This is a genomic window from Bradyrhizobium sp. AUGA SZCCT0158 (assembly GCF_018130065.1).
Taxonomy (GTDB): Bacteria; Pseudomonadota; Alphaproteobacteria; order Rhizobiales; family Xanthobacteraceae; genus Bradyrhizobium.
This window is the reverse complement of record NZ_JAFCME010000010.1, coordinates 21,324-41,646: the sequence shown is the minus strand read 5'-3', so window position 1 is coordinate 41,646 and position 20,323 is coordinate 21,324. Positions and strand designations below refer to the sequence as shown.

The 20,323-nt window shown below is 63.3% G+C and carries 20 protein-coding genes; 8 read left to right on the top strand and 12 right to left on the bottom strand.

Translation table 11 applies throughout. The features are described from left to right. Positions 1-124 precede the first annotated feature (124 nt). Both JQ574_RS16170 and JQ574_RS16165 read left to right on the top strand, forming a co-directional pair. Positions 125-490: a response regulator gene (locus tag JQ574_RS16170; RefSeq protein WP_027538546.1), complete on the top strand. Its 366-nt coding sequence runs from the start codon at positions 125-127 to the stop codon at positions 488-490. A 15-nt stretch (positions 491-505) separates the two neighbouring features. Continuing rightward, positions 506-1,882, top strand: coding sequence for a PleD family two-component system response regulator (locus JQ574_RS16165; protein WP_212212348.1), 1,377 nt, complete (start codon positions 506-508; stop codon positions 1,880-1,882). Between the two features lie 151 nt (positions 1,883-2,033). Here JQ574_RS16165 and JQ574_RS16160 read toward each other — a convergent pair whose 3' ends face one another. Both JQ574_RS16160 and JQ574_RS16155 read right to left on the bottom strand, forming a co-directional pair. Next, positions 2,034-3,239, bottom strand: a complete 1,206-nt coding sequence (locus JQ574_RS16160; protein WP_249119388.1) for a serine hydrolase — start codon at positions 3,237-3,239, stop codon at positions 2,034-2,036. A gap of 89 nt (positions 3,240-3,328) precedes the next feature. Then, entirely contained in the window at positions 3,329-3,910 is a 582-nt protein-coding gene (locus JQ574_RS16155; RefSeq protein WP_212212346.1) for a TetR/AcrR family transcriptional regulator, read from the bottom strand. Between the two features lie 134 nt (positions 3,911-4,044). On the opposite strand from JQ574_RS16155, the gene JQ574_RS16150 reads away from it, so the two are divergent. Beyond that, entirely contained in the window at positions 4,045-5,280 is a 1,236-nt protein-coding gene (locus JQ574_RS16150) for an MFS transporter (RefSeq protein WP_212212344.1), read from the top strand. A gap of 65 nt (positions 5,281-5,345) precedes the next feature. Here the strand turns inward: JQ574_RS16150 and rpmG are convergent, their stop codons facing one another. The 6 genes from rpmG to topA form a co-directional block, all read right to left on the bottom strand. After that, positions 5,346-5,513: a 50S ribosomal protein L33 gene (gene rpmG / locus JQ574_RS16145; protein WP_027537094.1), complete on the bottom strand. Its 168-nt coding sequence runs from the start codon at positions 5,511-5,513 to the stop codon at positions 5,346-5,348. A 125-nt stretch (positions 5,514-5,638) separates the two neighbouring features. Then, complete coding sequence (locus JQ574_RS16140) at positions 5,639-6,964, bottom strand: LLM class flavin-dependent oxidoreductase (RefSeq protein WP_212212342.1); 1,326 nt, start codon at positions 6,962-6,964, stop codon at positions 5,639-5,641. 256 nt (positions 6,965-7,220) lie between these two features. Next, a complete protein-coding gene (locus tag JQ574_RS16135; RefSeq protein WP_212212339.1) occupies positions 7,221-7,958 on the bottom strand; it encodes an NUDIX domain-containing protein in 738 nt (245 codons plus the stop codon). 37 nt (positions 7,959-7,995) lie between these two features. Then, positions 7,996-8,436, bottom strand: a complete 441-nt coding sequence (locus JQ574_RS16130) for a DUF983 domain-containing protein (RefSeq protein WP_212212337.1) — start codon at positions 8,434-8,436, stop codon at positions 7,996-7,998. Further along, on the bottom strand, positions 8,424-10,760 hold the full coding sequence (gene rnr / locus JQ574_RS16125; protein ID WP_212212334.1) for a ribonuclease R: 2,337 nt from the start codon (positions 10,758-10,760) through the stop codon (positions 8,424-8,426). Before rnr ends, JQ574_RS16130 begins: the two co-directional genes overlap by 13 nt. After that, positions 10,761-13,520 carry a type I DNA topoisomerase gene (gene topA, locus JQ574_RS16120; RefSeq protein WP_212212331.1) on the bottom strand — a complete coding sequence of 920 codons (2,760 nt, stop codon included), beginning with the start codon at positions 13,518-13,520 and terminating at the stop codon, positions 10,761-10,763. A gap of 339 nt (positions 13,521-13,859) precedes the next feature. On the opposite strand from topA, the gene JQ574_RS16115 reads away from it, so the two are divergent. Continuing rightward, positions 13,860-14,003, top strand: coding sequence for a hypothetical protein (locus tag JQ574_RS16115; protein WP_192733705.1), 144 nt, complete (start codon positions 13,860-13,862; stop codon positions 14,001-14,003). A 13-nt stretch (positions 14,004-14,016) separates the two neighbouring features. On the opposite strand, the gene JQ574_RS16110 is transcribed toward JQ574_RS16115, so the two are convergent. Then, positions 14,017-14,502: a helix-turn-helix domain-containing protein gene (locus JQ574_RS16110; protein ID WP_212212328.1), complete on the bottom strand. Its 486-nt coding sequence runs from the start codon at positions 14,500-14,502 to the stop codon at positions 14,017-14,019. Between the two features lie 200 nt (positions 14,503-14,702). On the opposite strand from JQ574_RS16110, the gene JQ574_RS16105 reads away from it, so the two are divergent. Together JQ574_RS16105 and JQ574_RS16100 are read left to right on the top strand one after the other, a co-directional pair. Then, on the top strand, positions 14,703-15,476 hold the full coding sequence (locus JQ574_RS16105; RefSeq protein WP_212212325.1) for an SDR family NAD(P)-dependent oxidoreductase: 774 nt from the start codon (positions 14,703-14,705) through the stop codon (positions 15,474-15,476). A 162-nt stretch (positions 15,477-15,638) separates the two neighbouring features. Next, positions 15,639-15,779, top strand: a complete 141-nt coding sequence (locus JQ574_RS16100; RefSeq protein ID WP_212212470.1) for a hypothetical protein — start codon at positions 15,639-15,641, stop codon at positions 15,777-15,779. A gap of 52 nt (positions 15,780-15,831) precedes the next feature. On the opposite strand, the gene JQ574_RS16095 is transcribed toward JQ574_RS16100, so the two are convergent. Then, positions 15,832-16,440 carry an FMN-dependent NADH-azoreductase gene (locus tag JQ574_RS16095; protein WP_212212322.1) on the bottom strand — a complete coding sequence of 203 codons (609 nt, stop codon included), beginning with the start codon at positions 16,438-16,440 and terminating at the stop codon, positions 15,832-15,834. 96 nt (positions 16,441-16,536) lie between these two features. Between JQ574_RS16095 and JQ574_RS16090 the strand changes: the two genes are divergently transcribed. Continuing rightward, on the top strand, positions 16,537-16,938 hold the full coding sequence (locus JQ574_RS16090) for a helix-turn-helix domain-containing protein (protein ID WP_212212319.1): 402 nt from the start codon (positions 16,537-16,539) through the stop codon (positions 16,936-16,938). Positions 16,939-17,045: 107 nt separating this feature from the next. Here JQ574_RS16090 and dprA read toward each other — a convergent pair whose 3' ends face one another. Beyond that, positions 17,046-18,164 (bottom strand): DNA-processing protein DprA, encoded by a 1,119-nt coding sequence (gene dprA, locus JQ574_RS16085; protein ID WP_212383683.1) that lies wholly within the window; start codon positions 18,162-18,164, stop codon positions 17,046-17,048. A 129-nt stretch (positions 18,165-18,293) separates the two neighbouring features. Here dprA and JQ574_RS16080 point away from each other — a divergent pair, with 129 nt between their 5' ends. Continuing rightward, positions 18,294-19,532 carry an amidase gene (locus JQ574_RS16080; RefSeq protein ID WP_212212314.1) on the top strand — a complete coding sequence of 413 codons (1,239 nt, stop codon included), beginning with the start codon at positions 18,294-18,296 and terminating at the stop codon, positions 19,530-19,532. Positions 19,533-19,644: 112 nt separating this feature from the next. Here JQ574_RS16080 and plsY read toward each other — a convergent pair whose 3' ends face one another. Beyond that, complete coding sequence (gene plsY, locus JQ574_RS16075) at positions 19,645-20,238, bottom strand: glycerol-3-phosphate 1-O-acyltransferase PlsY (protein WP_212212311.1); 594 nt, start codon at positions 20,236-20,238, stop codon at positions 19,645-19,647. Positions 20,239-20,323: the final 85 nt, after the last annotated feature.

Sequence of the window (20,323 nt, the reverse complement as noted above, 5' to 3'; positions counted from 1 at the left end):
ACTCGGATTTAACGGGTTAGAGCGAATCTGGCGCTAGTTTGATTTCACTTTTCGACAAGCCCGGAAAGGCGGTGCGCAAGCACCCCAAGGCCGGGCCTGTTTCCTGGGATGAGGGAGGGACGGGATGGCCAAAACCGTCCTGATCGTGGAGGACAACGAGCTCAACATGAAGCTCTTTCGCGACCTGCTGGAGGCGCATGGCTATCAGACCTCGGGCACCAGCAATGGTTTCGAGGCACTGGATCTCGTTCGCAAGCTGCGCCCCGATTTGATCCTGATGGATATCCAGCTGCCGCAGGTGTCCGGCCTCGAGGTGACGCGCTGGATCAAGGACGATCCGGAACTGCGCGCGATACCGGTCGTTGCGGTGACGGCGTTCGCGATGAAGGGTGACGAGGAACGCATCCGCGAGGGCGGCTGCGAGGCGTATTTGTCCAAACCAATTTCGGTCGGCAAGTTTATTGAAACGGTACGGCGTTTTATTGGGTAGTGGGAGTGAGTTTCGATGTCTGCGCGTATCCTGGTCGTCGATGATGTTCCCGCCAACGTCAAGCTGCTGGAAGCCCGTCTGTCGGCTGAGTATTTCGATGTGCTGACGGCGACCAACGGCGCCGAGGCGCTCGAAGTCTGTTCGCGCGCCGAATGCGACATCATCCTGCTCGACGTCATGATGCCCGACATGGACGGCTTTGAGGTCTGCCGCCGGCTGAAGTCCAATCCGGCCACGCATTTCATTCCGGTTGTCATCGTCACCGCGCTCGACAGCCCGGCTGACCGCGTGCGCGGCCTCGAGGCCGGCGCCGACGATTTCCTGACCAAGCCGGTATCCGACGTGGTGCTGATTGCGCGCGTCCGTTCGCTGACGCGGCTGAAGATGATGACCGATGAGCTGCGCATGCGCGCCATCACCTCGCTCGAAATCGGCATGGAAGCCCCCGAGCGAACCGCCGTGGCCGACAAGGGCATCGGCGGACGCATCCTCCTGGTCGACGACCGCCCGTCATCCTACGAGCGGCTGGCGCCGCTGCTTTCCGCCGAGCATACCGTCGATGTCGAGGCCAATCCGGCCGAAGCGCTGTTTCACGCTGCCGAAGGCAATTACGATCTGCTGATCGTCTCGCTCAGCCTCGAAAACTACGACGGCTTGCGGCTGTGCAGTCAGGCGCGCTCGCTGGAGCGGACCCGTCAGGTGCCGATACTGGCGATCTCCGATGCCGACAACAATGCGCGGCTGCTCCGCGGGCTCGAGATCGGCGTCAACGACTATCTGCTGCGTCCGGTCGACAAGAACGAACTTTTGGCGCGCGCGCGCACCCAGATCCGCCGGCGCCGCTATACCGATCATCTGCGCGACAACGTGCAGAACTCGATCGAAATGGCGATCACCGACGCGCTGACCGGCTTGCATAACCGCCGCTACATGGAGAGCCATCTGGCGACGCTCGCCGAGCAGGCCTCGAGCCGCGGCAAGCCGCTGGCGCTGATGATCCTCGACATCGATTTCTTCAAGGCCATCAACGACAATTACGGCCATGACGGCGGCGACGACGTGCTGCGTGAATTCGCGGTGCGCATCCGCAAGTCGATCCGCGGCATCGATCTCGCCTGCCGTTATGGCGGCGAGGAGTTCGTCATCGTGATGCCGGAAACCGACCTGCATGTCGCGGGCATGGTGGCGGAGCGGCTGCGCCGCTCGATCGTGAGCGAGAAGTTCGCTATCGCCAAGGGCACCAAGCGCATCGAGGTCACGGTCTCGATCGGACTATCGACGCTGGAGCGCAAGGGCGAGCCGATCGGCGACGTGCTCAAACGCGCCGACACCGCGCTGTATCGCGCCAAGCACGACGGCCGCAACAGAGTCGTGGTTTCGGCGGCGGCGTAAGCATTGGCGTTTCACCTAGCTCGGTGTCATCACCCGCGCATGCGGGTGATCCAGTACGCCGCGGCTTCTCGATTCAATCGCTAACGTCTCTGGAATACTGGATCACCCGCATTCGCGGGTGATGACAGCATTTGTAATGGTCGCAGTCGAGCTACCGCCCACGCTTCACCGCGTCGTACGCCAGACGCTTGAATTCGAACGAGAACGGATGGACGAACGCCATCTGCCGCTGCGCCATCATCACGCCGGCCATGTTGTGTCGCGGCGAAATCCACCATTGCGTGCCGGCGACGCCGCCCCAATAGAGCTCGCCCGAAGCGTCCGGGTGGTCGAAGGGTGTCGGATTGACGATCAGGCCGCCGGCCAGCGTGTGCGCCTTGCCGACCTGTTCGCCCATCAGCGCGAAGCGAATCCACTGGCCGTCCGGCAGCTGGTTGGTCATCATCTGCGCAATGGTCTCCGGCCTGAGCAGCGTTCGGTCGCCAGGCAGCAGGCTTCGGATCAACGCGACCATGTCGGGCATCGTGGAGACCAGGCCGCCGCCGCCATTGAGCCGCGCAATGGGCCGCAGATAGGCGCCGGGGAAGGGCGCGTTGTCGGTGCGGGTGAGGCCCGGCTTCATCGGCTCCATCATGTCGGCGCCGGCGTAATATGCGACCAGCCGCCCGTGATCTTTTTCCGGTACGACGAAACCGGTGTCGACCATGCCGAGTGGATCGAGGATGCGCGCCTTGATGAACTTGTCGAAGCTTTGGCCGCTGATGACTTCCACCAGCCGCGCCACCACATCGATGGCAAGCGAGTATTCCCAGGACGTGCCCGGCTGATAGATCAGCGGCAGGTCGGCCAGCACATCGACCATCTGGGCCAGCGTCGTCATGGGATTGTGGACGCCGCGCTCGTTGAGCGCCGTGAAGATGGTGGTGCCGGGATCGAAGAAACCGTAGCTCAGACCGGAGCTGTGGCTCAGCAGTTGCCGGATGGTGATCGAGCTCTTGGCCGGCTCGGTGTCGTCGAGCGAAGTCGCTCCAGCGCGCAACACCTTTCGATTTCCAAGCTGCGGAATATACTTCTCGATCGGATCATCGAGCCGGAATTTGCCTTCCTCGAACAGCAACAATGCGGCGCAGGAAGTGATCAGCTTGGTGTTGGAAAAAATCCGGAAGATGTGGTCGGGGCGCAGCGGCGCCTGCGCTTCCTTGTCGGCCCAGCCGACGCAATTCACATCCACCAGATCGCGGCCAACCATGACGGCCCAGGATATGCCGGACAGCAGATCGCCGTCGATATAACGCTGCATGGCCGCGTGGGCCGGTTTGAAGTCGTAACCCTTGGCGGTCACCGTCAAGTCTTCCATGGTGTTTCCTTGCTTGCGCCGTTTGTTTGGCTGTTGTTCCTAGCGTTAGCAGGGACGGCGATAGAGGGTCAACGCGCGCTGATCTGTGGCTATTGCGCGGTCTCCCCGCCGCCGACTTTCACCCCGGCATGCCTGAGCAACACCGTTGCGGCTTCTTTCGCCGCCCGCGCCATCGCCGGATCGTTGCGAACCAGATCTTGCGCGATCGAGCCGTCGACCAGCAACGCGAGCTGCGTCGCAAGGCCTTCCGCGTCGGCGGCGCCGAGCTGTATCAGCAGATCGCGAAACCACAGACGGCGGCTTTCCTTGAACGCGATTGCGATCTTGCGGACGGATTTATCCTCGCCGCCGAGTTCGGCCACCGCGTTGACGAACGGGCAGCCGCGAAAATCCTTGGCTGCAAAGCGCCGCTCCAACGCATCGAAGGTGCTGAGAATCTGCTCGACGGCTGGCTTGTCTGACGGCCGAGGCTGCACGAAGCGGCGTGCCAGATAGGCCGATATCAGCGCATCTTTGGAGGGGAAGTGGTTGTACAGCGTGCGCTTGCTGATGCCGATTTCGGCCGCGATGGTGTCGACGCCGACCGCGCGAATCCCCTGCAGATAGAACAGCCTATCGGCGGTTTCCAGGATCCGGTCTTTCATTGCCGGTTTGGCGGGCAGAGGTGCCATGCGCGTGCGCGATATCCTTCAGGCTTGACAGCAGACGGCCCTTATAGCCTTGTTACACAGGTCTGTGTACCTAAATCAGACCGCAAACGCAGGACGCGGCTTTCGCATCGCGGCCGCTAGGGAGAATAAAAACAATGGCCCTGCTGCAAATCCTGCGTCCAACCCTCCCGATCCTGATCGGCGCCTCTGTCATGCTGACCCTGAGCATGGGCCTGCGGCAGAGTTTTGGTATCTTCATGCAGCCGCTGACGAAGGACATCGGAATTTCCGTGTCGGATTTCACGCTGGCGCTGGCGGTGCAAAATCTCGCCTGGGGATTCCTGCAGCCGGTCGCCGGCGCCTTGACGGTGCGCTACGGCTTCCGCCCGATCATGATCGTGGGCACGCTGATGTACATCGTCGGCCTTGCCCTGATGGCGACCGCGCAAGGCATGATCCCGATCCTGATCGGCGCAGGTCTATTGATCGGTTTCTCGCTGGCCTGCACGGCCAATGCGATTGCGATGTCGGTTTCCGCACGCGCGGTGCCGGCCACGGTGCGCAGCACCGTGATGGGCATGGTCTCGGCGGCGGGGTCGCTCGGCGCATTGGTGTCGGCGCCGATCGGGCAGATGTTGAATGAGGGTTTTGGCTGGCGCGCTGGCGTCGCCGGCTTTGTGATTCTGTCGCTGTTCATGCTGCCGGCCGCCTGGTACGCGGGCAGGGCCGACAAGATCCCGCTGCCGCCCAAGGCCGCCGACGACATCGGCGACGCTTCGGCTTCGACCGCCGCCAAGATCGCGTTCGGCAACGCATCGTTCGTGGTGATGACCTGCGCCTATTTCGTCTGCGGCATGCAGCTCGTATTTCTCACCACGCATCTGCCGTCCTATCTTTTGATCTGCGGCCTCGATCCGATGCTGAGCGCGCAGACGCTCGGCATGATCGGCGGCTTCAACGTGCTGGGCAGCCTGTTCTTCGGCTGGGCCGGCCAGCGCTGGAACAAGCTGGCGCTGCTCGGCGGCATCTACATTTTCCGTTCGATCGCGCTCGCCTGGTACTTCATGCTTCCGGCAACCCCGGCGACCACGCTGTTGTTTGGCGCGATCATGGGTTTCCTCTGGATGGGCGTCGGCCCGCTGGTCGCGGGCGCCGTCGCTGAAATGTTCGGCCTGAAATGGCAGGCGATGATTCAGGGCCTCGCCTTCATGAGCCACCAGATCGGCTCGTTCCTTGGCGCTTACGGGGGAGGGCTGATCTACGACCAGCTCGGCTCCTACACCATGGCGTGGCGGATCGGCGTCGCGCTCGGACTTGCGGGCGGAATCATCCAGGTCGCGTTCGCCTTGATCCGGCCGAGCGAGCCGCCACGACAGATGCAGGCGGCTTAGAGCACGCACAGAATCAAAAACGGGGCCGCGAGGCCCCGTTCGAGTCAGAAAGCAGCGCTGAACGCTTACTTGATCTTCGATTCCTTGAACTCGACGTGCTTGCGCGCGACCGGGTCGTACTTCTTCTTGACCAGCTTGTCGGTCATGGTGCGCGAGTTCTTCTTGGCGACGTAATAGAAGCCGGTGTCCGCCGTGGAAACGAGCTTGACCTTGATGGTGACCGCTTTGGCCATTGTTCAGAACCCTTGATGTGTGGAATTCGGTGCCGGCCAAATCGGCCCGCATTTGCCGGGCAACCTAGCTTCTGATCGCCCAAAGTCAAGGTTTCCAGGCTGGAAACCTGCATGAAACCGGGTAATTAACCCTCAAAGAACCGGTTTTTCGGCCTCGGCAGCCCCAAATTCTCCCGCAGGGTCCGGCCTTCATACTCCTTGCGGAAAATCCCGCGTTTCTGCAGTTCCGGCACCACCTTGTCGACGAAATCGTCGAGGCCGGCGGGCAGGAACGGGAACATGATGTTGAACCCGTCGCTGCCGCTGCTCACCAGCCACTCCTCCATCTGGTCGGCAATGGTCACGGGCGTGCCGACGAAGGCGAGCCCGCCATAGCCGCCGACGCGCTGGGCAAGCTGGCGCACGGTGAGCTTGTCGCGCGCGGCGACATCGACCAGTCGCTGGCGGCCACTCTTGCTGGCATTGGTCTCGGGGATGTCAGGCAATTGTCCGTCGGGATCGAAACCGGAGGCGTCGGTGCCGAGCTGGACGGACAGCGAGGCGATCGCGCTGTCGTAATGCACCATGCTGTCGAGCTTTGCGCGCTTCTCCTTTGCCTCATCGACGCTGTCGCCGACCACGACGAAGGCGCCGGGCAGAATAACGAGATGCTCGGGGTTGCGGCCGATTTTTTCCATCCGGCCCTTGATGTCGGCGTAGAGTTTTTGGGCATCGGCGAGAGGGCCGCCGCCGGTGAACACGGCTTCGGCGGTCTCCGCCGCCAACTGCCGCCCGTCGTCGGAGGCACCGGCCTGCACGATCAGCGGCCAGCCCTGCACAGGGCGGGCGATGTTGAGAGGGCCGCGCACGCTCAGATATTTTCCCTTGTGATTGAGCACGTGCATTTTTGCTGGATCGAAATAGAGCCCGGATTCGACGTCGCGCACGAAGGCATCGTCGGCAAAGGAATCCCACAGACCCGTGACCACGTCATAGAATTCGCGCGCCCGCTTGTAGCGCTCGGCATGCTCCATATGGTCGTCGAGCCCGAAATTCAGCGCGGCGTCCGGATTGGACGTGGTGACGATATTCCACCCCGCGCGCCCATTGCTGATGTGATCGAGCGAGGCGAAGCGGCGCGCGACGTGATAGGGCTCGTCGAACGTGGTCGAACCCGTCGCGATCAGGCCGATATGTTCGGTGGCGCCGGCCAGCGCCGACAACAGCGTGAACGGTTCGAACGAGGTCACGGTGTGGCTGCGCTTGAGCGCATTGACCGGCATGTTCAGCACGGCCAGATGATCGGCCATGAAGAAGGCGTCGAATTTGCCGGCTTCGAGCTTCTGGATCAGTTGCTTGATACGCGGGAAATTGAAGTTGGCATCGGGCCATGCGCCGGGATAGCGCCACGCGCCGGTGTGGATAGAGACCGGCCGCATGAACGCGCCGAGCTTGAGTTGCCGCTGTGCCATCGCCCCGTTTCCGTGTTCGTTGGTGTTGGGGAAAGAGATAGGCATGGCGGGTGGTTGCGCCATCGGGCGGGGCGGGAAGAATTTTGCAATTTAAGGGACTGGAGGAGAACGATTCGACGCCATCAATACCGTCATTGCGAGCCATCGGGTCGCGCGAATGCGCGCCCGATGACAGGCTCCGCGAAGCAACCACATCACCGCACGGGGACAGATGGATTGCTTCGCTCCGCTCGCAATCACTGGGAGAGAGGTCGGGCTACGCCCCGAGCACGTCCTTCTGCATCTTGCCGCCGTAGAAATGGAAGAACGGCACCGGGGCGTCGTGGCGCAGCGGGCCGGTGGCGAGGCGGCGGTCGAGTTCGGCGAGCACGTTCTTGGTCATGGCATGCGCATCGGCGAGCGGTTTTGAACCGATCTCGACCCAGACCAGTTCCACCAGTTCGGCGTCGGCATGGATCGCGCCCTCAACCTTGTGCGCGATGGCGGAAGCGTCGGCGGTGAAGAAGCGGGTGTCGAAACGGCGGACGCGGCCGGGCGGGGTGATCGCGCGTGCGATCAGGAACAGGCTGGACGGATCGGGCAGCAGGCCGGCATCCGAGAACGGCTGCCAGGCGCCTTCGAGTTTTACGGGTTTTTCGACCTTGCGGCCGAGGCAGAGACCGGTCTCCTCGCAGGCTTCGCGGATCGCTGCTACCGCCAGTGCACGCGCACGCGATGGCGCGATCTTGGGGCTGCCCTTGAGCAGATTGGCTTCGAGTTCATTGGTGATGGGGGCGGCGACGGGGACGCGGTTGTCAGCCTTGTCGACGCGGCCGCCTGGGAAAACATATTTGCCCGGCATGAACACCACATTGTCGTGGCGTTTGCCGACCAAGACCTTCGGTTTGTCGCCGCTCCGGTCGATCAGGATCAGCGTCGCGGCGTCCTTCGGTCGGAAGTAGGGATGGTGATCGGCTTCTTTTCCTTCGACGATTGCAGGCGCTGCTTCGGTCATTCCATCCCCGTTCAGTCTCTTGTTGTTCTTGGTTTAGCTAGACCGGAGGGATGTCGCTAGGGGCATTTTCGTCAAAGCCATGCATGCGCAGCGCCCATTGGAAACCGACCACGGCGCCCTTGACCGGTTGCAGCAACAACAGCGACGAGAGGAAGGTGAAGGGCAGGTAGATCGCCATCTGCAGCCAGATCGCCGGCGAATAATTGGTTTCCACCCACAGCACGACCGGTACCACGATGTGGCCGACGATGACGATGACGAGATAGGCCGGCAAATCATCAGCGCGGTGCGGCGTGTAATCGAGCCCGCAGGTCTTGCAGTGGTCGTCGACTTTCAGGAACGCCCGAAACAGCTTGCCTTCGCCGCAACGCGGGCAGCGGCACATGAAGCCACGCTTCATCGCGCTCCAGAGATCACGCTTTTCGCCCTTCACGGATTCCCTGGTCCAGACTGTCGTCGCGGGGCTCACCGTTTCCATGACTTGCCTCTCTTCGATTTGCCGGGCTTGGCTTTGCCCTTGCGTTCCTTCGGATGCGGGCTACGGCCCGGACGCGTCTTCGATGGCGTGACCGGGGCTTTCGAACCTTCGCGGCGGCCGCCCTGTTTTCTGCCGCGCGGAATGACCTTGCCTTCAGATAGTAACTCGAACCGCAGCGCGCCAGCTACTGGCGCTGCTTCTACCAGACGTACGTCGACAACGTCCCCCAGCCGGTGCATGGCACCGCTGCGTGAGCCGACGAGCGCGTGCCGGGTCTCGTCATAGTTGAAATATTCTGTTCCCAGCGTGCGGATCGGGATCAGCCCGTCGGCGCCGGTATCAGACAACTTCACGAACAGTCCGGCGCGGGTGACGCCGGAAATGCGGCCCTGGAACGTCGCACCGATGCGGTCGGCGAGGAAATGCGCAATCAGCCGGTCGGCGGTCTCGCGTTCGGCCTTCATGGCGCGACGTTCGGTGACGGATATCTGTGCGGCGACTTCGCTCAGCGTTTCCAGCGTTTCGGTGTCCGGCAACGCGCCTTCGCCGAGGCCGAGCGCGCGGATCAGAGCGCGATGCACGATCAAATCGGCGTATCGCCTGATCGGCGAGGTGAAATGCGCATAGCGCCGCAAGTTCAGGCCGAAATGGCCGTAATTCTCCGCGGAATATTCCGCCTGCGCCTGCGAGCGCAGCACCACTTCGTTGACCAGCGGCTCATAATCCTCGCCGCGGACCTGGCCGAGCACGCGATTGAACAGGGCGGGGCGCAACGCACCGGCTTTCGCAAACGGCAGATCGAGTGTTTTTAAGAATTCCTGCAGGTTATGAACCTTCTCCTGGCTCGGCTCGTCGTGCACGCGGTAGATCAGCGGCAGCGCCTTCTTCTCCAGCATCTCGGCGGCGGCGACGTTGGCGAGGATCATGAACTCCTCGATCAGCCGGTGCGCATCCAGCCGCTCCGGCACGATGACGCGATCGACGGTGCCGTCGGGCTTCAGCAGGATTTTTCGTTCGGGCAGATCGAGATCCAGCGGATCACGCTCGTCGCGCGCCAGCTTTACCAGTGCATAGGCCGTATAGAGCGGTTTGAGGATCGGCTCGAGCAGGGGACCGGTGGTGTCGTCGGGCCGGCCGTCGATTGCGGCCTGCGCCTGCGCATAGTTCAACTTGGCGGCCGAGCGCATCAGCACCCGATGAAAGCTGTGCGAGCGCTTGCGTCCGTCGGCGCCGATCACCATCCGCACCGCGAGCGCGCCGCGCGGCTCGCCCGGCACCAGCGAGCACAGATCGTTGGAGATACGCTCGGGCAACATCGGCACGACGCGGTCCGGGAAATACACCGAGTTGCCGCGCGTCAGCGCGTCGCGATCGAGCGCCGAAGCCGGGCGCACATAGAACGCGACATCGGCGATCGCGACATGGACGATGTAGCCGCCCTTGTTGTTCGGATCGTCGTCGGGGGCGGCATGAACCGCGTCGTCATGGTCCTTGGCATCAGGGGGATCGATGGTCACGAGCGGCAACTCGCGCCAGTCCTCGCGACCCTTGAGGGTCGCCGGCTTTGCGTCCTCGGCTTCGCGCAATGCTGATGGGGTGAAGGCCTGCGGAATGTCGTGGGCGTGGATTGCGATCAGGCTGACCGCTTTTTCGGTCGCGAGCGAGCCGAGCCGCTCCTTTACCTTGCCGGACGCCAGCCCGTAGCCGCGCGTGCGCACCAGATCGACGCTGATCAGGTCGCCATCCTCGGCGCCGCCGGTGTCGGTGCTGGCGATGTTCAGTTCGCGCCCGGCCTGCTTCTTGTCGACCGGGATCATCCTTCCGCCGCCATTGGGCAGCTTCCGAAAAATACCGAGCAGGCGGGTGCGGGCGTGGTCGATGACCTTGATGACGCGCCCGCGATAGGGCGTGCCAGCGGTGTCGTCGGTCTTCTCGACGCGCAGCAGCGCGCGGTCGCCGACACCGGCGGCAGTGCCCGGTTGCGGACGACGCGGAACATGGATGCGGATCTTCGGTGCCGCGCCGAATTCCTCTTCATCCCATTCGGTGGGGGTGGCGAGCAGCTCGCCGTCGGTGTCGCGGCCGGTGATGTCGGCCATCACGGTCGGCGGCAGCGCGGCGGGTTCGAGAACCTTGCGGCCGCGCTTGGCGATGGTGCCCTCGTCGGCGAGTTCGCGCAGGATTCGCTTCAGTTCGACACGATCGGCGTTCTTCAGGCCGAACTCGCGGGCGATCTCGCGGGTGCCGATCTTGCCTGGATTGGCACGGATGAAGGCAACGATGGCGTCCCGGGCCGGAAAGCCATTGTCGTGTTTTCTCTTCACTTATCCCCGGGCCTTGCCCGCGCTTTTCTTCGCAGGCGTTTTGGGTGCTGCTGCAGGCTTTGCTGCTGAGGTCTTTGCCGCGGACGCGACCGGTGCGCGCGCCTTGCTCACCGCTTCCGATTTCGGCTTAGCCGCAGCCTTCTTCACCGCCGCCTTCTTGGCCGGCTTCGGCGCGTCTGGATCAACGGGCGCTTTGGCCTTGGCGGCCTTCTTCGGTGCGGCTTTCTTCGCGCCACGCTTCGGCTTGCCGCCGCCCTTGGCGGCGCGTTCGTCGATCAGTGCAATGGCTTCGGCGAGCGTAATCGTATCCGGCGTCTTGTCGCTCGGGATGGTGGCGTTGACGCCGCCGGCGGTCACGTAAGCGCCGTAGCGGCCGTTCTTGACGGCAACGCCGCCGAGGCTCGGGTGCTCACCGATCGGCTTGCCGGGATCGGCGCCGAAGCGGCGGCCGCTCGGGCCCTTCAAGATCTTTTCGGCGATCAGCGTCACCGCGCGATTGAGGCCGATGTCAAACACCTCGTCGCCGGCTTCCAGGCTCGCATAGGTCTTTTCGTGGCGCACGAATGGGCCGAAGCGACCGATGCCGGCGGTGATCGGCTCGCCAGTCTCGGGATGCTTGCCGATCTCGCGCGGCAACGACAGCAGTTTTAGCGCAAGCTCGAGCTCCATATCGCCGGGCGAGGAGCCTTTCGGAATACCGGCGCGCTTGGGCTTTTCGCCTTCGGCATAATCCTTCTGCTCGCCGAGCTGGATATAGGGACCGAAGCGGCCGGCCTTCACCGCGACGTCGAGATCGGTCTCGGGATCCTTGCCGAGGACGCGGTCGGCGGTGGCCTCGGAGTCGGCAGCAAGCGGACGGGTATGACGGCATTCCGGGTAGTTCGAGCAACCGACAAAGGCGCCGAACTTTCCGGCCTTCAGGTTGAGTCTGCCGGTGCCGCAGGTCGGGCACTGCCGGACATCGCCGCCATCCGCGCGGGGCGGATAGATGTGCGGTCCCAGCATGTCGTCGAGCGCATCCAGCACTTCGGAGACGCGAATATCCTTGATGTCGCTGACCGCGCCGGCGAACCCGGTCCAGAACTCCTTCAGCACCTGCTGCCAGGAAATCTCGTTGTTGGAGATGCGATCGAGCTGCTCTTCCAGATTGGCGGTAAAATCATACTCCACATAGCGCGCGAAGAAGTTTTCCAGGAACGCGACCACGACGCGGCCCTTGTCCTCGCCATGCAATCGCTTCTTCTCGAGCTTGACGTAGCCGCGGTCTTTCAGCACCTGCAGAATCGAGGCATAGGTCGAGGGGCGGCCGATGCCGAGCTCTTCCATCCGCTTGACCAGCGAGGCTTCCGAGAAGCGCGGCGGTGGTTCGGTGAAATGCTGGGTGACGGCGAGATCCTGCCGCTTTAGCGCTTCGCCCTCGCTCATCGCGGGGAGGCGACGGGAATCCTCGTCTTCCTCGTCGTCGCGGCCTTCCTGATAGAGCGCGAGGAAGCCGTCGAACTTCACCACCTGGCCTGAGGCGCGCAGGTCCAGCACGCGTGAGCCGGCTTTGGCGGCGATATCGACGGTAGTGCGTTCCAGTTCTGCGGATTCCATCTGGCTTGCGATGGTGCGGATCCAGATCAGCTCATAGAGCTTGGCCTGATCGGTATCGAGACGCCGGCGCATTTCGGCCGGACGGCGCGACATATCGGTCGGGCGAATCGCTTCATGCGCTTCCTGGGCGTTCTTGGCCTTGCTCTGGTACTGGCGCGGCGCCTCCGGCACATAGGCGTTGCCGTAATCCTCGCCGATCACCTTGCGGGCCTGGGTGATGGCCGAGCCATCGATCTGCACGCCGTCGGTACGCATATAGGTGATGAGACCGGTGGTCTCGCCGCCGATATCGATGCCTTCATACAGCCGCTGTGCGATCCGCATCGTATGCGCCGGCGCAAAGCCGAGCTTGCGGCTGGCTTCCTGCTGCAGCGTCGAGGTGGTGAAGGGGGCCTGCGGATTGCGGCGCGCGGGCTTGGCTTCGACGGTCGAGACCGTGAAGTTGGCGGCCTCGATCGCCTTTTTGAGGTCTTCGGCTTCGGCGCCGGTGCCGATGTCGAGGCGCTGGATCTTCTTGCCGTCGGCGCCGACCAGCCGCGCTTCGAACGTGTCGCCGCGCGGCGTCGTCAATGTGGCCACCAGCGACCAGTATTCGCGCGGCACGAATTTCTCGATTTCGAGCTCGCGGTCGCAAACCAGCCGCAACGCGACCGATTGAACGCGGCCGGCCGAGCGGGCGCCCGGCAGTTTGCGCCACAGCACCGGCGACAGCGTGAAGCCGACCAGATAGTCCAGCGCGCGGCGCGCCATATAGGCGTCGACCAGCGCGCCATCGATCTGGCGCGGCGACTTCATCGCATCGGTCACCGCCTGCTTGGTGATGGCGTTGAACACCACGCGCTCGATCTTGTGGTCCTTCAGCGCGCGCTTTTCCTTGAGCACTTCGAGCACGTGCCAGGAGATCGCTTCGCCCTCGCGATCAGGGTCGGTTGCGAGAATCAGTCGGTCGGCGCCCTTCAGGGCCTTGGCGATATCGTTGAGCCGGCCTGCCGCCTTGGGGTCGACCTCCCAGATCATCTGGAAATTGGCGTCCGGATCGACCGATCCGTTCTTGGCGGGGAGGTCGCGGACATGGCCGAACGAGGCCAGAACCTCATAGGAGGCGCCCAAATATTTGTTGATCGTCTTGGCTTTCGCCGGCGACTCCACAATGACGATATTCATGTCATTCCAATAGCTTACGGGAAAAGATTAAGGCCGGTTCCGCGAGACTCGCGGCCGCCGTTTCGACCCGAACATGGGTGGTGAGGCGGCCCCTGTCAAATCGACAGATGAGGAGCAGGGGCCAAAAAGGGGTTTTGGACGTCCGAACTTGTATACAGGAAGTTGCGAATTGCGCCCTAGAGTTGCGCCCGCAAAGGGGTTATTTCTTGTCCATACTATATGGGATTGGGTGCATTTTTATTGAGCAAGGCAGGGGGAGGCCGGAAGCGCACCGCTTCAGGCAAGAATCGGCGAGCGCCAGCGGTTGAATCGGGAGAGGAGGGCGGCCCCGACGAGGCCGTGGCCTTCATAGCGGAGACCGTTGCCGAATTGACAAAACTCGCCGAGCGCCATCGGCTTGAGGTCCTCAGCCATTTGCTCGGGATGGCGCTGCTGGAAGCCCAGGAGCACCTGCGGCTGCGGAGCAAGCGCAAGCTGTCGTAAGCGGCGCATCTGTTCAGGCCGAAATAGACCTGAGTTTCCGTGATGACTTGGAGTCCCGCCGCGGCTTGAGCGCGGTATCGGCCGCGGTCAATAGCCGCCCATCTTGCGAATAGAGTTCGAGCTTGCGAACCGGGCGGCCCTTTTCCTTGTCGACCAGGATGGTCGCGATTTCCGCAGGGTGATCGTCGAATTCCTCGCTCCACTGGCGCAGAGCTACCAGGATCGGAAACACGCCGCGGCCTTTCGGCGTCAAAAGATATTCCTGATAGGCGCTGCCATCGGAGGCGGGGGCCAGCTTGAGAATGCCCTGATCGACCAGCGCGCGCAGTCGCACAGTGAGGATATTCTTGGCGAGCCCGAGACTTTTCTGGAATTCGCCGAAGCGGCGGCTGCCGAACAGCGCCTCGCGGATGATCAGCAGTGACCACCAGTCGCCGATCGCATCCAGCGATCGCGCGATCGGGCAATCGTCATTCTCAAAGCTGGTCCGTTTCACCATGGCCATCTCCGGAGATTCTTTGTCTGACGCGTTTTCTACCGCAGATAAGTCTACGCAATCTGCGCAAGCTTGATTGCTATGCGAACCGGACTCCACGCTCGAAAAATGCTTTGGATGATCACAGCCCTGTGTAGTTGCATTATGAAACCAGATAGCCTAGATGGCAACTTAGTTTAATAATGCAACCATCGGAGGCTCCCGTGAGGCTGGCGAACAAGACGGCGTTCATTACTGGCGGAAACAGCGGCATCGGACTTGCGACGGCCAAGCTGTTCGTGGCGGAGGGGGCGCGGGTCGCCATCACCGGGCGCAACAAGGAGACGCTGGAGGTCGCCGCCAGAGAACTCGGGCCAAATGCGCTTGCGATCGTCGCCGACGCCACCGATATCGCCGCCACCGAGGCTGCGATCAAGCAGGCGGTTGAAAAATTCGGCCAGCTCGACGTCGTGTTCGCCAATGCCGGGATTGCCGGCGGCACGCCGCTTGGATCGGCCACGTTAGAGACCTTTGAGAACGTGATCCGGACCAACATCACGGCGGTGTTCTTCACCGTGCAGGCCGCGGTGCCGCATCTCAACGACGGCGCCTCCATCATCCTGAACGGCTCGGTGATTTCAGTGCTCGGCAATCCCGGCTACTCCGCCTATGCGGCAAGCAAGGCCGGCGTGCGTGCGATGGCGCGGGTGATGGCGTCCGAACTGTCGCCGCGCAATATCCGCGTCAACGTGGTCTCGCCGGGTGCGATCCGCACCCCGATCTGGGGCGCGGCACTGGCGACCCCCGAAGCCGAAAAGGCGTTCGAGAAGCGCATCGGCGCCACCACGCCGCTCGGCCGCATCGGCGAACCCGATCACATTTCGAAGACGGTGCTGTTCCTGGCGTCCGACGATGCCGCGCATATCCAGGGGCAGGAATTGTTCGTCGACGGGGGTGCTACGGCCTCGCCGAGCGGGGCACCGATCTATCGGGGGTAGGCGAATATCCCGGCACTATCGAAGCCGGCCGCACGCTGGCCAGCTTCTGCGCCCTGCGGCGGATTGGCGCTGAGCCAGAACGCCCATTGAACCCTGCGTGAAACTGCTTGAGATTTCGAAGACAGGAGTTTCGTAAGCAACCATCAACCGGTGAGCCCTGTCGTGCCGAAGACCACTGGCATCTCCTCGACCCCGGCGGAAAGTTCGGACACCGCGCAGTTTGTTTCAGTCGCGCTGTTTTCGGGTGTCGGTCTTCTGGCCTCCTTGATTGTCGTTATCCTCCGCATCAACGGCGTTTTCTGATTGGAGCGGCTGCCGTCACGCGCCTGGCGACGGCAACCGCTCACGCATCAACTCAGGCTGCGTTCAGATTGCCCGCGGCTTTCAGCGCGCCGGCGACCGCTTTTTCGCGATGCTCGGGACCGATCTGGATTCCGTCGGCGGAGATGAATTCGGGATTGGCTATGCCGATGAAGCCGAACACCCAGCGCAAATAGGTCTCCAGATGCTCGCCAACGGCGGCCGGCGTGCCCGGGCCGTAAAATCCGCCGCGCGAGATCGCGACGATGACGCGCTTGTTGCCGGCCAGACCTTCGACACCCTGCGCGCTGTATTTGAACGTCTTGCCCGCGACCAAAATGCGGTCGATCCAGGCCTTGAGCTGGCTCGGAATGGTGAAATTGTACATCGGCGCGCCGAGCACGACGATGTCGGTGGCCAAAAACTCTTCGAGCACCGCCTGACCGGCGGCGAGGTCCGGCTGCAGCGACGCCTCGGGCGTGGCGCCCTGGCCGGCGGCGAGGTGCGAGCCCGACAGATGCGCCAGCGGTGTCAGGGTCAGGTCGCGGTAACTGACCTCGAGGCCGGGGGTGGATTGACGCAGGCGGTCCACGATGGCGGCGGAAACCTGGCGGCTGACGGAGTGGGGGCCGAGGACGCTGGAGTCGATATGTAGAAGCTTCATTTGGGTCACCCTTGGTATTGGTTTGTAACTGGCGCTATATGAGTGACTGTCGTAAAACCCCGCAAGAACGCACAATTTTGAAACCCGAGCACATCCATGAGACCCGAGCACATCAATGTGCCTGCCTTACCGGCCAATCCGCATGCCTCCGGCGATTGCCGCGCCGTCGCCTCGGTGCTGGCCCGCGTCGGTGACAAATGGAGCGTGTTCGTGATTATGCAGCTGATCGGCGGGCCGCAGCGCTTCAACGAACTCAAGCGCGTGATTGGCGGCATCTCGCAGCGGATGCTGACCTTGACGCTGCGCGGACTGGAGCGGGATGGCCTGGTCACGCGTACTGTTTTTCCGACCATTCCGCCGCGGGTCGATTACGAACTGACCGATCTCGGCCGCGGGCTGGCGGAGCCGGTCAAGGCGCTCGGCCAATGGGCGTTCGCGCATCTGCCGGAAATCGAGGGAGCGCGCAGCAGTTTCGACGCGCGCAACGACAAGCGCTAACTTAGCGTCGTAAGTAGCACGGTACCGCTAGTCGTGACTTATCTTACTTTGCATGGGGTTGTTTTCGCGATTTTGTGTCTCAGCCCTGCCGAAGAGGCACTGCGCTTCTAAACCAGCGACACCAGCCCGCCGCCGTGGCGCTCCAGCCGTCCGGCAAGTTCGAGTTCGAGCAGCACCGATCGGACGATGGCGGGTGAGGCGTCCGACATCCGGATAAGATCGTCGAGGCTGATCGGGCTCGGTCCGAGCAGATCGACGATGCGGGCGCGCTCGCTTAGCCCCGCGTCGAAATCAAGCGGCTCGCCGTCGCGCTCGCGCAAATCAATCGCGACCGGCCGCTCCATGATCGGCGCGACCGCGTTGATGACGTCGCTGGCTTCCGTGGTCAGCGTCGCGCCCTGCTTGATCAGATCGTTGGTGCCGGCGGCGCGTGGATCGAGCGGCGAGCCGGGGACCGCAAACACCTCGCGGCCTTGTTCGGCGGCCATCCGCGCCGTGATCAACGATCCCGAGCGATGCGCGGCTTCGACCACGACGACGCCGAGCGACGCGCCGGAGATCAGGCGATTGCGGCGCGGAAAATCGCGGGCGCGGGGTACGTGGCCAAGCGGCATTTCGGAAATCGCACCGCCATGTTCGAGCAGTGCCGTCAGCAGGTTCTCATGCTCGGGCGGATAGATCCGGTCATGGCCACCAGCCAGCACCGCCACCGTGCCGCTCGTAACCGTTGCCCGATGCGCGGCCTGGTCGATGCCGCGCGCCAAGCCGGAGATCACCACAAAACCGGCTTCGCCGAGGTCGCGCGCGATCTGGCCTGCGAATTTCAATCCGGCTCCGGAGGCGTTGCGCGAGCCAACGATCGCAATCATCGGCCGCATCATCACCTCGGGCGCGCCACGGATGCCGAGCAGCGGCGGCGCATCGTCCAGCGTGGCCAGGCGCGGCGGGTAGCCGGCTTCACCGGGCGCGACCAGAGCGACGCCGATCTTCCTGCTGGCTGCGAGTTCGCGACGCGCATCGTCCTCGCTGCAGATGCGCCCCGGTCCCGACGCGCCACCCCGCCGCGCCAGATCGGGCAGCCGCTCCAGCGCGGCGCGGGCGCTGCCGAAATGCCGGAGCAGGGAGGCGAAGGTGCGTGGGCCGACATTGTCGGAGCGAATGAGCCGCAACCGGTCGATCCGCTCGGAATCGGTGAGGTGGGGCGCGCTGGGCGTTCGATCGTGCATGTCGATACAGCTTTGCCCAACCGGAGATTGCAAGCAACACCTGTTCTCACGGCTGCCATGCCCGCCGATGCGTTGCCCCGTTCCGGTCCGCTCCGTAAAACCCGTTGGTCCGCCGCAGGAGGAATGTCCATGATCTCGCTCGCCGACCTTCAACGCCGGATCGCGCAGGGCGATCTCTCCGCGGCTTCAGCGATTGCCCAGTCGCTGGAGGCGATCGGCGCGCAGGAAAAGAAGATCGGTGCGTTCGTGTGCCATGACGCGAATATTCGCGCGCAAGACAACGGGCCGTTGCGCGGCATTGCCGTCGGCATCAAGGACATCATGGATACCGTCGATTTCCCGACCGAGATGGGCTCGTCGATCTACAAGGGATTTCGATCGCGCGGGGATGCGGCTGTCGTGATGGCGCTGAAGGCGGCAGGGGCCAGCATCGTCGGAAAGACCACGACGACGGCGTTCGCATCTTCAGATCCGACCGCGACGCTCAACCCGCGCAACAATGCTCACACGCCGGGTGGATCATCGGCAGGCTCGGCAGCCGCGGTCGCGGCCGGCATGATCCCGCTGGCGCTGGGCACGCAGACCGGTGGCTCGGTGATCCGGCCGGCCTCGTTCTGCGGCTGTGCCGCGATCAAGCCGTCCTACCGCCTGCTGCCGACCGTCGGCGTGAAGTGCTATTCGTGGACGCTGGATACCGTTGGTTTGTTCGCAGCCGGAGTCCGTGACGTCGCGCACGGGCTTGCGGCGATGACCGGCCGTGATGAATTCTTGCCGCTGGCGTCGGTATCGACGCCGCGTATCGGCGTCGTGACCCAGGAATTTGCCGGTGCACCGGAGGCCGAAGGCGCCGAGGCACTGCAGATCGCCGCCAGGACTGCGGAACGGGCAGGGGCATCCGTGCGCACGCTGGCGATGCCGGAGATCATAGCCGAAGCGTGGCGCCAGCACCCGACGGTACAGGAATTCGAAGCGCATCAGGCGCTCGCCTTTGAATACCGCGTGCATTACGATGCGGTCGCGCCGAACCTGCGTGGACGCCTCGACGAAAGCAAGGGCATGACGCCTGCCGCCTATGACGAAGCGATGCAAGTTACACGTCAGGCCAGGGTCGCGCTGACGAAGGTTTTTGATGACGTCGACGTGCTGCTGGCCATATCGGCCCCGGGCGCAGCACCTGCGGGATTGGGCTCGACGGGCGACGCCCGCTACAACCGGCTGTGGACGCTGATGGGTACGCCCTGCGTCAACATCCCCGCGCATATCGCTGCCGGCGGCTTGCCGGTGGGCGTGCAGGTCATCGCGCGCTATGGCGAGGACGCGAAGGCGCTGGCGGCGGCGCGGTTCGTCGAGGAAGCGCTGGCGCGGTGACTTGTCATTCCGGGATGGAAGGACGAGACCTCAGGTGCGCAATTGCGCACCGGGGAATCTCGAGATTCCGGGTTCTCGCTTCGCTAGCCCCGGAATGACGACAAAGATGTCGTCATTTCGCGCCGATGCGGCTCTCGGTTCCGGTCTGCAAGCGCTTGATATTTTCGCGGTGCGCGTAGAACAGCAATAGCGTCATCACCGCAAACAGCGAAGCCAGCGCCGGGTGGAGGAACCACCACAGGAACAGCGGCGTCACGAAGGCCGCGATCAATGCCGACAGCGACGAGTAGCGCGTGGTGATGGCGGTCGCGATCCACATCACGCAGAACACGATGGCCGCAGGCCAGAACAGCCCGATCAGCACGCCGATATAGGTTGCGACGCCTTTGCCGCCTTTGAACTTGAGCCAGACCGGATAGAGATGGCCCAGAAAGGCGCCGAATGCGGCCAGCATCGCGGCGTTGGGGCCGCCATAATAGCCGCAGACGACGACCGCGAGTGTGCCCTTGAGCGCGTCGCCGATCAGCGTCCCGGCGGCGAGGCTCTTGCGGCCGGTGCGAAGCACGTTGGTGGCGCCGATACTGCCGGAGCCGATCGAGCGCAGATCCTCGGTGCCGGCGAACTTGGTCAGCAACAGCCCGAATGGAATCGAGCCAAAGAAATAGCCCACGAAAAGCGCAACGACGAGGAATGGTTCAAACGTCATCGCGGTTGCTCCTGCCGCGGAAGTATGTCGCGCACGTCTTTTTTTGACGCGTTTTCTTGACGCGAACCGGTACCCACTTCGCTTG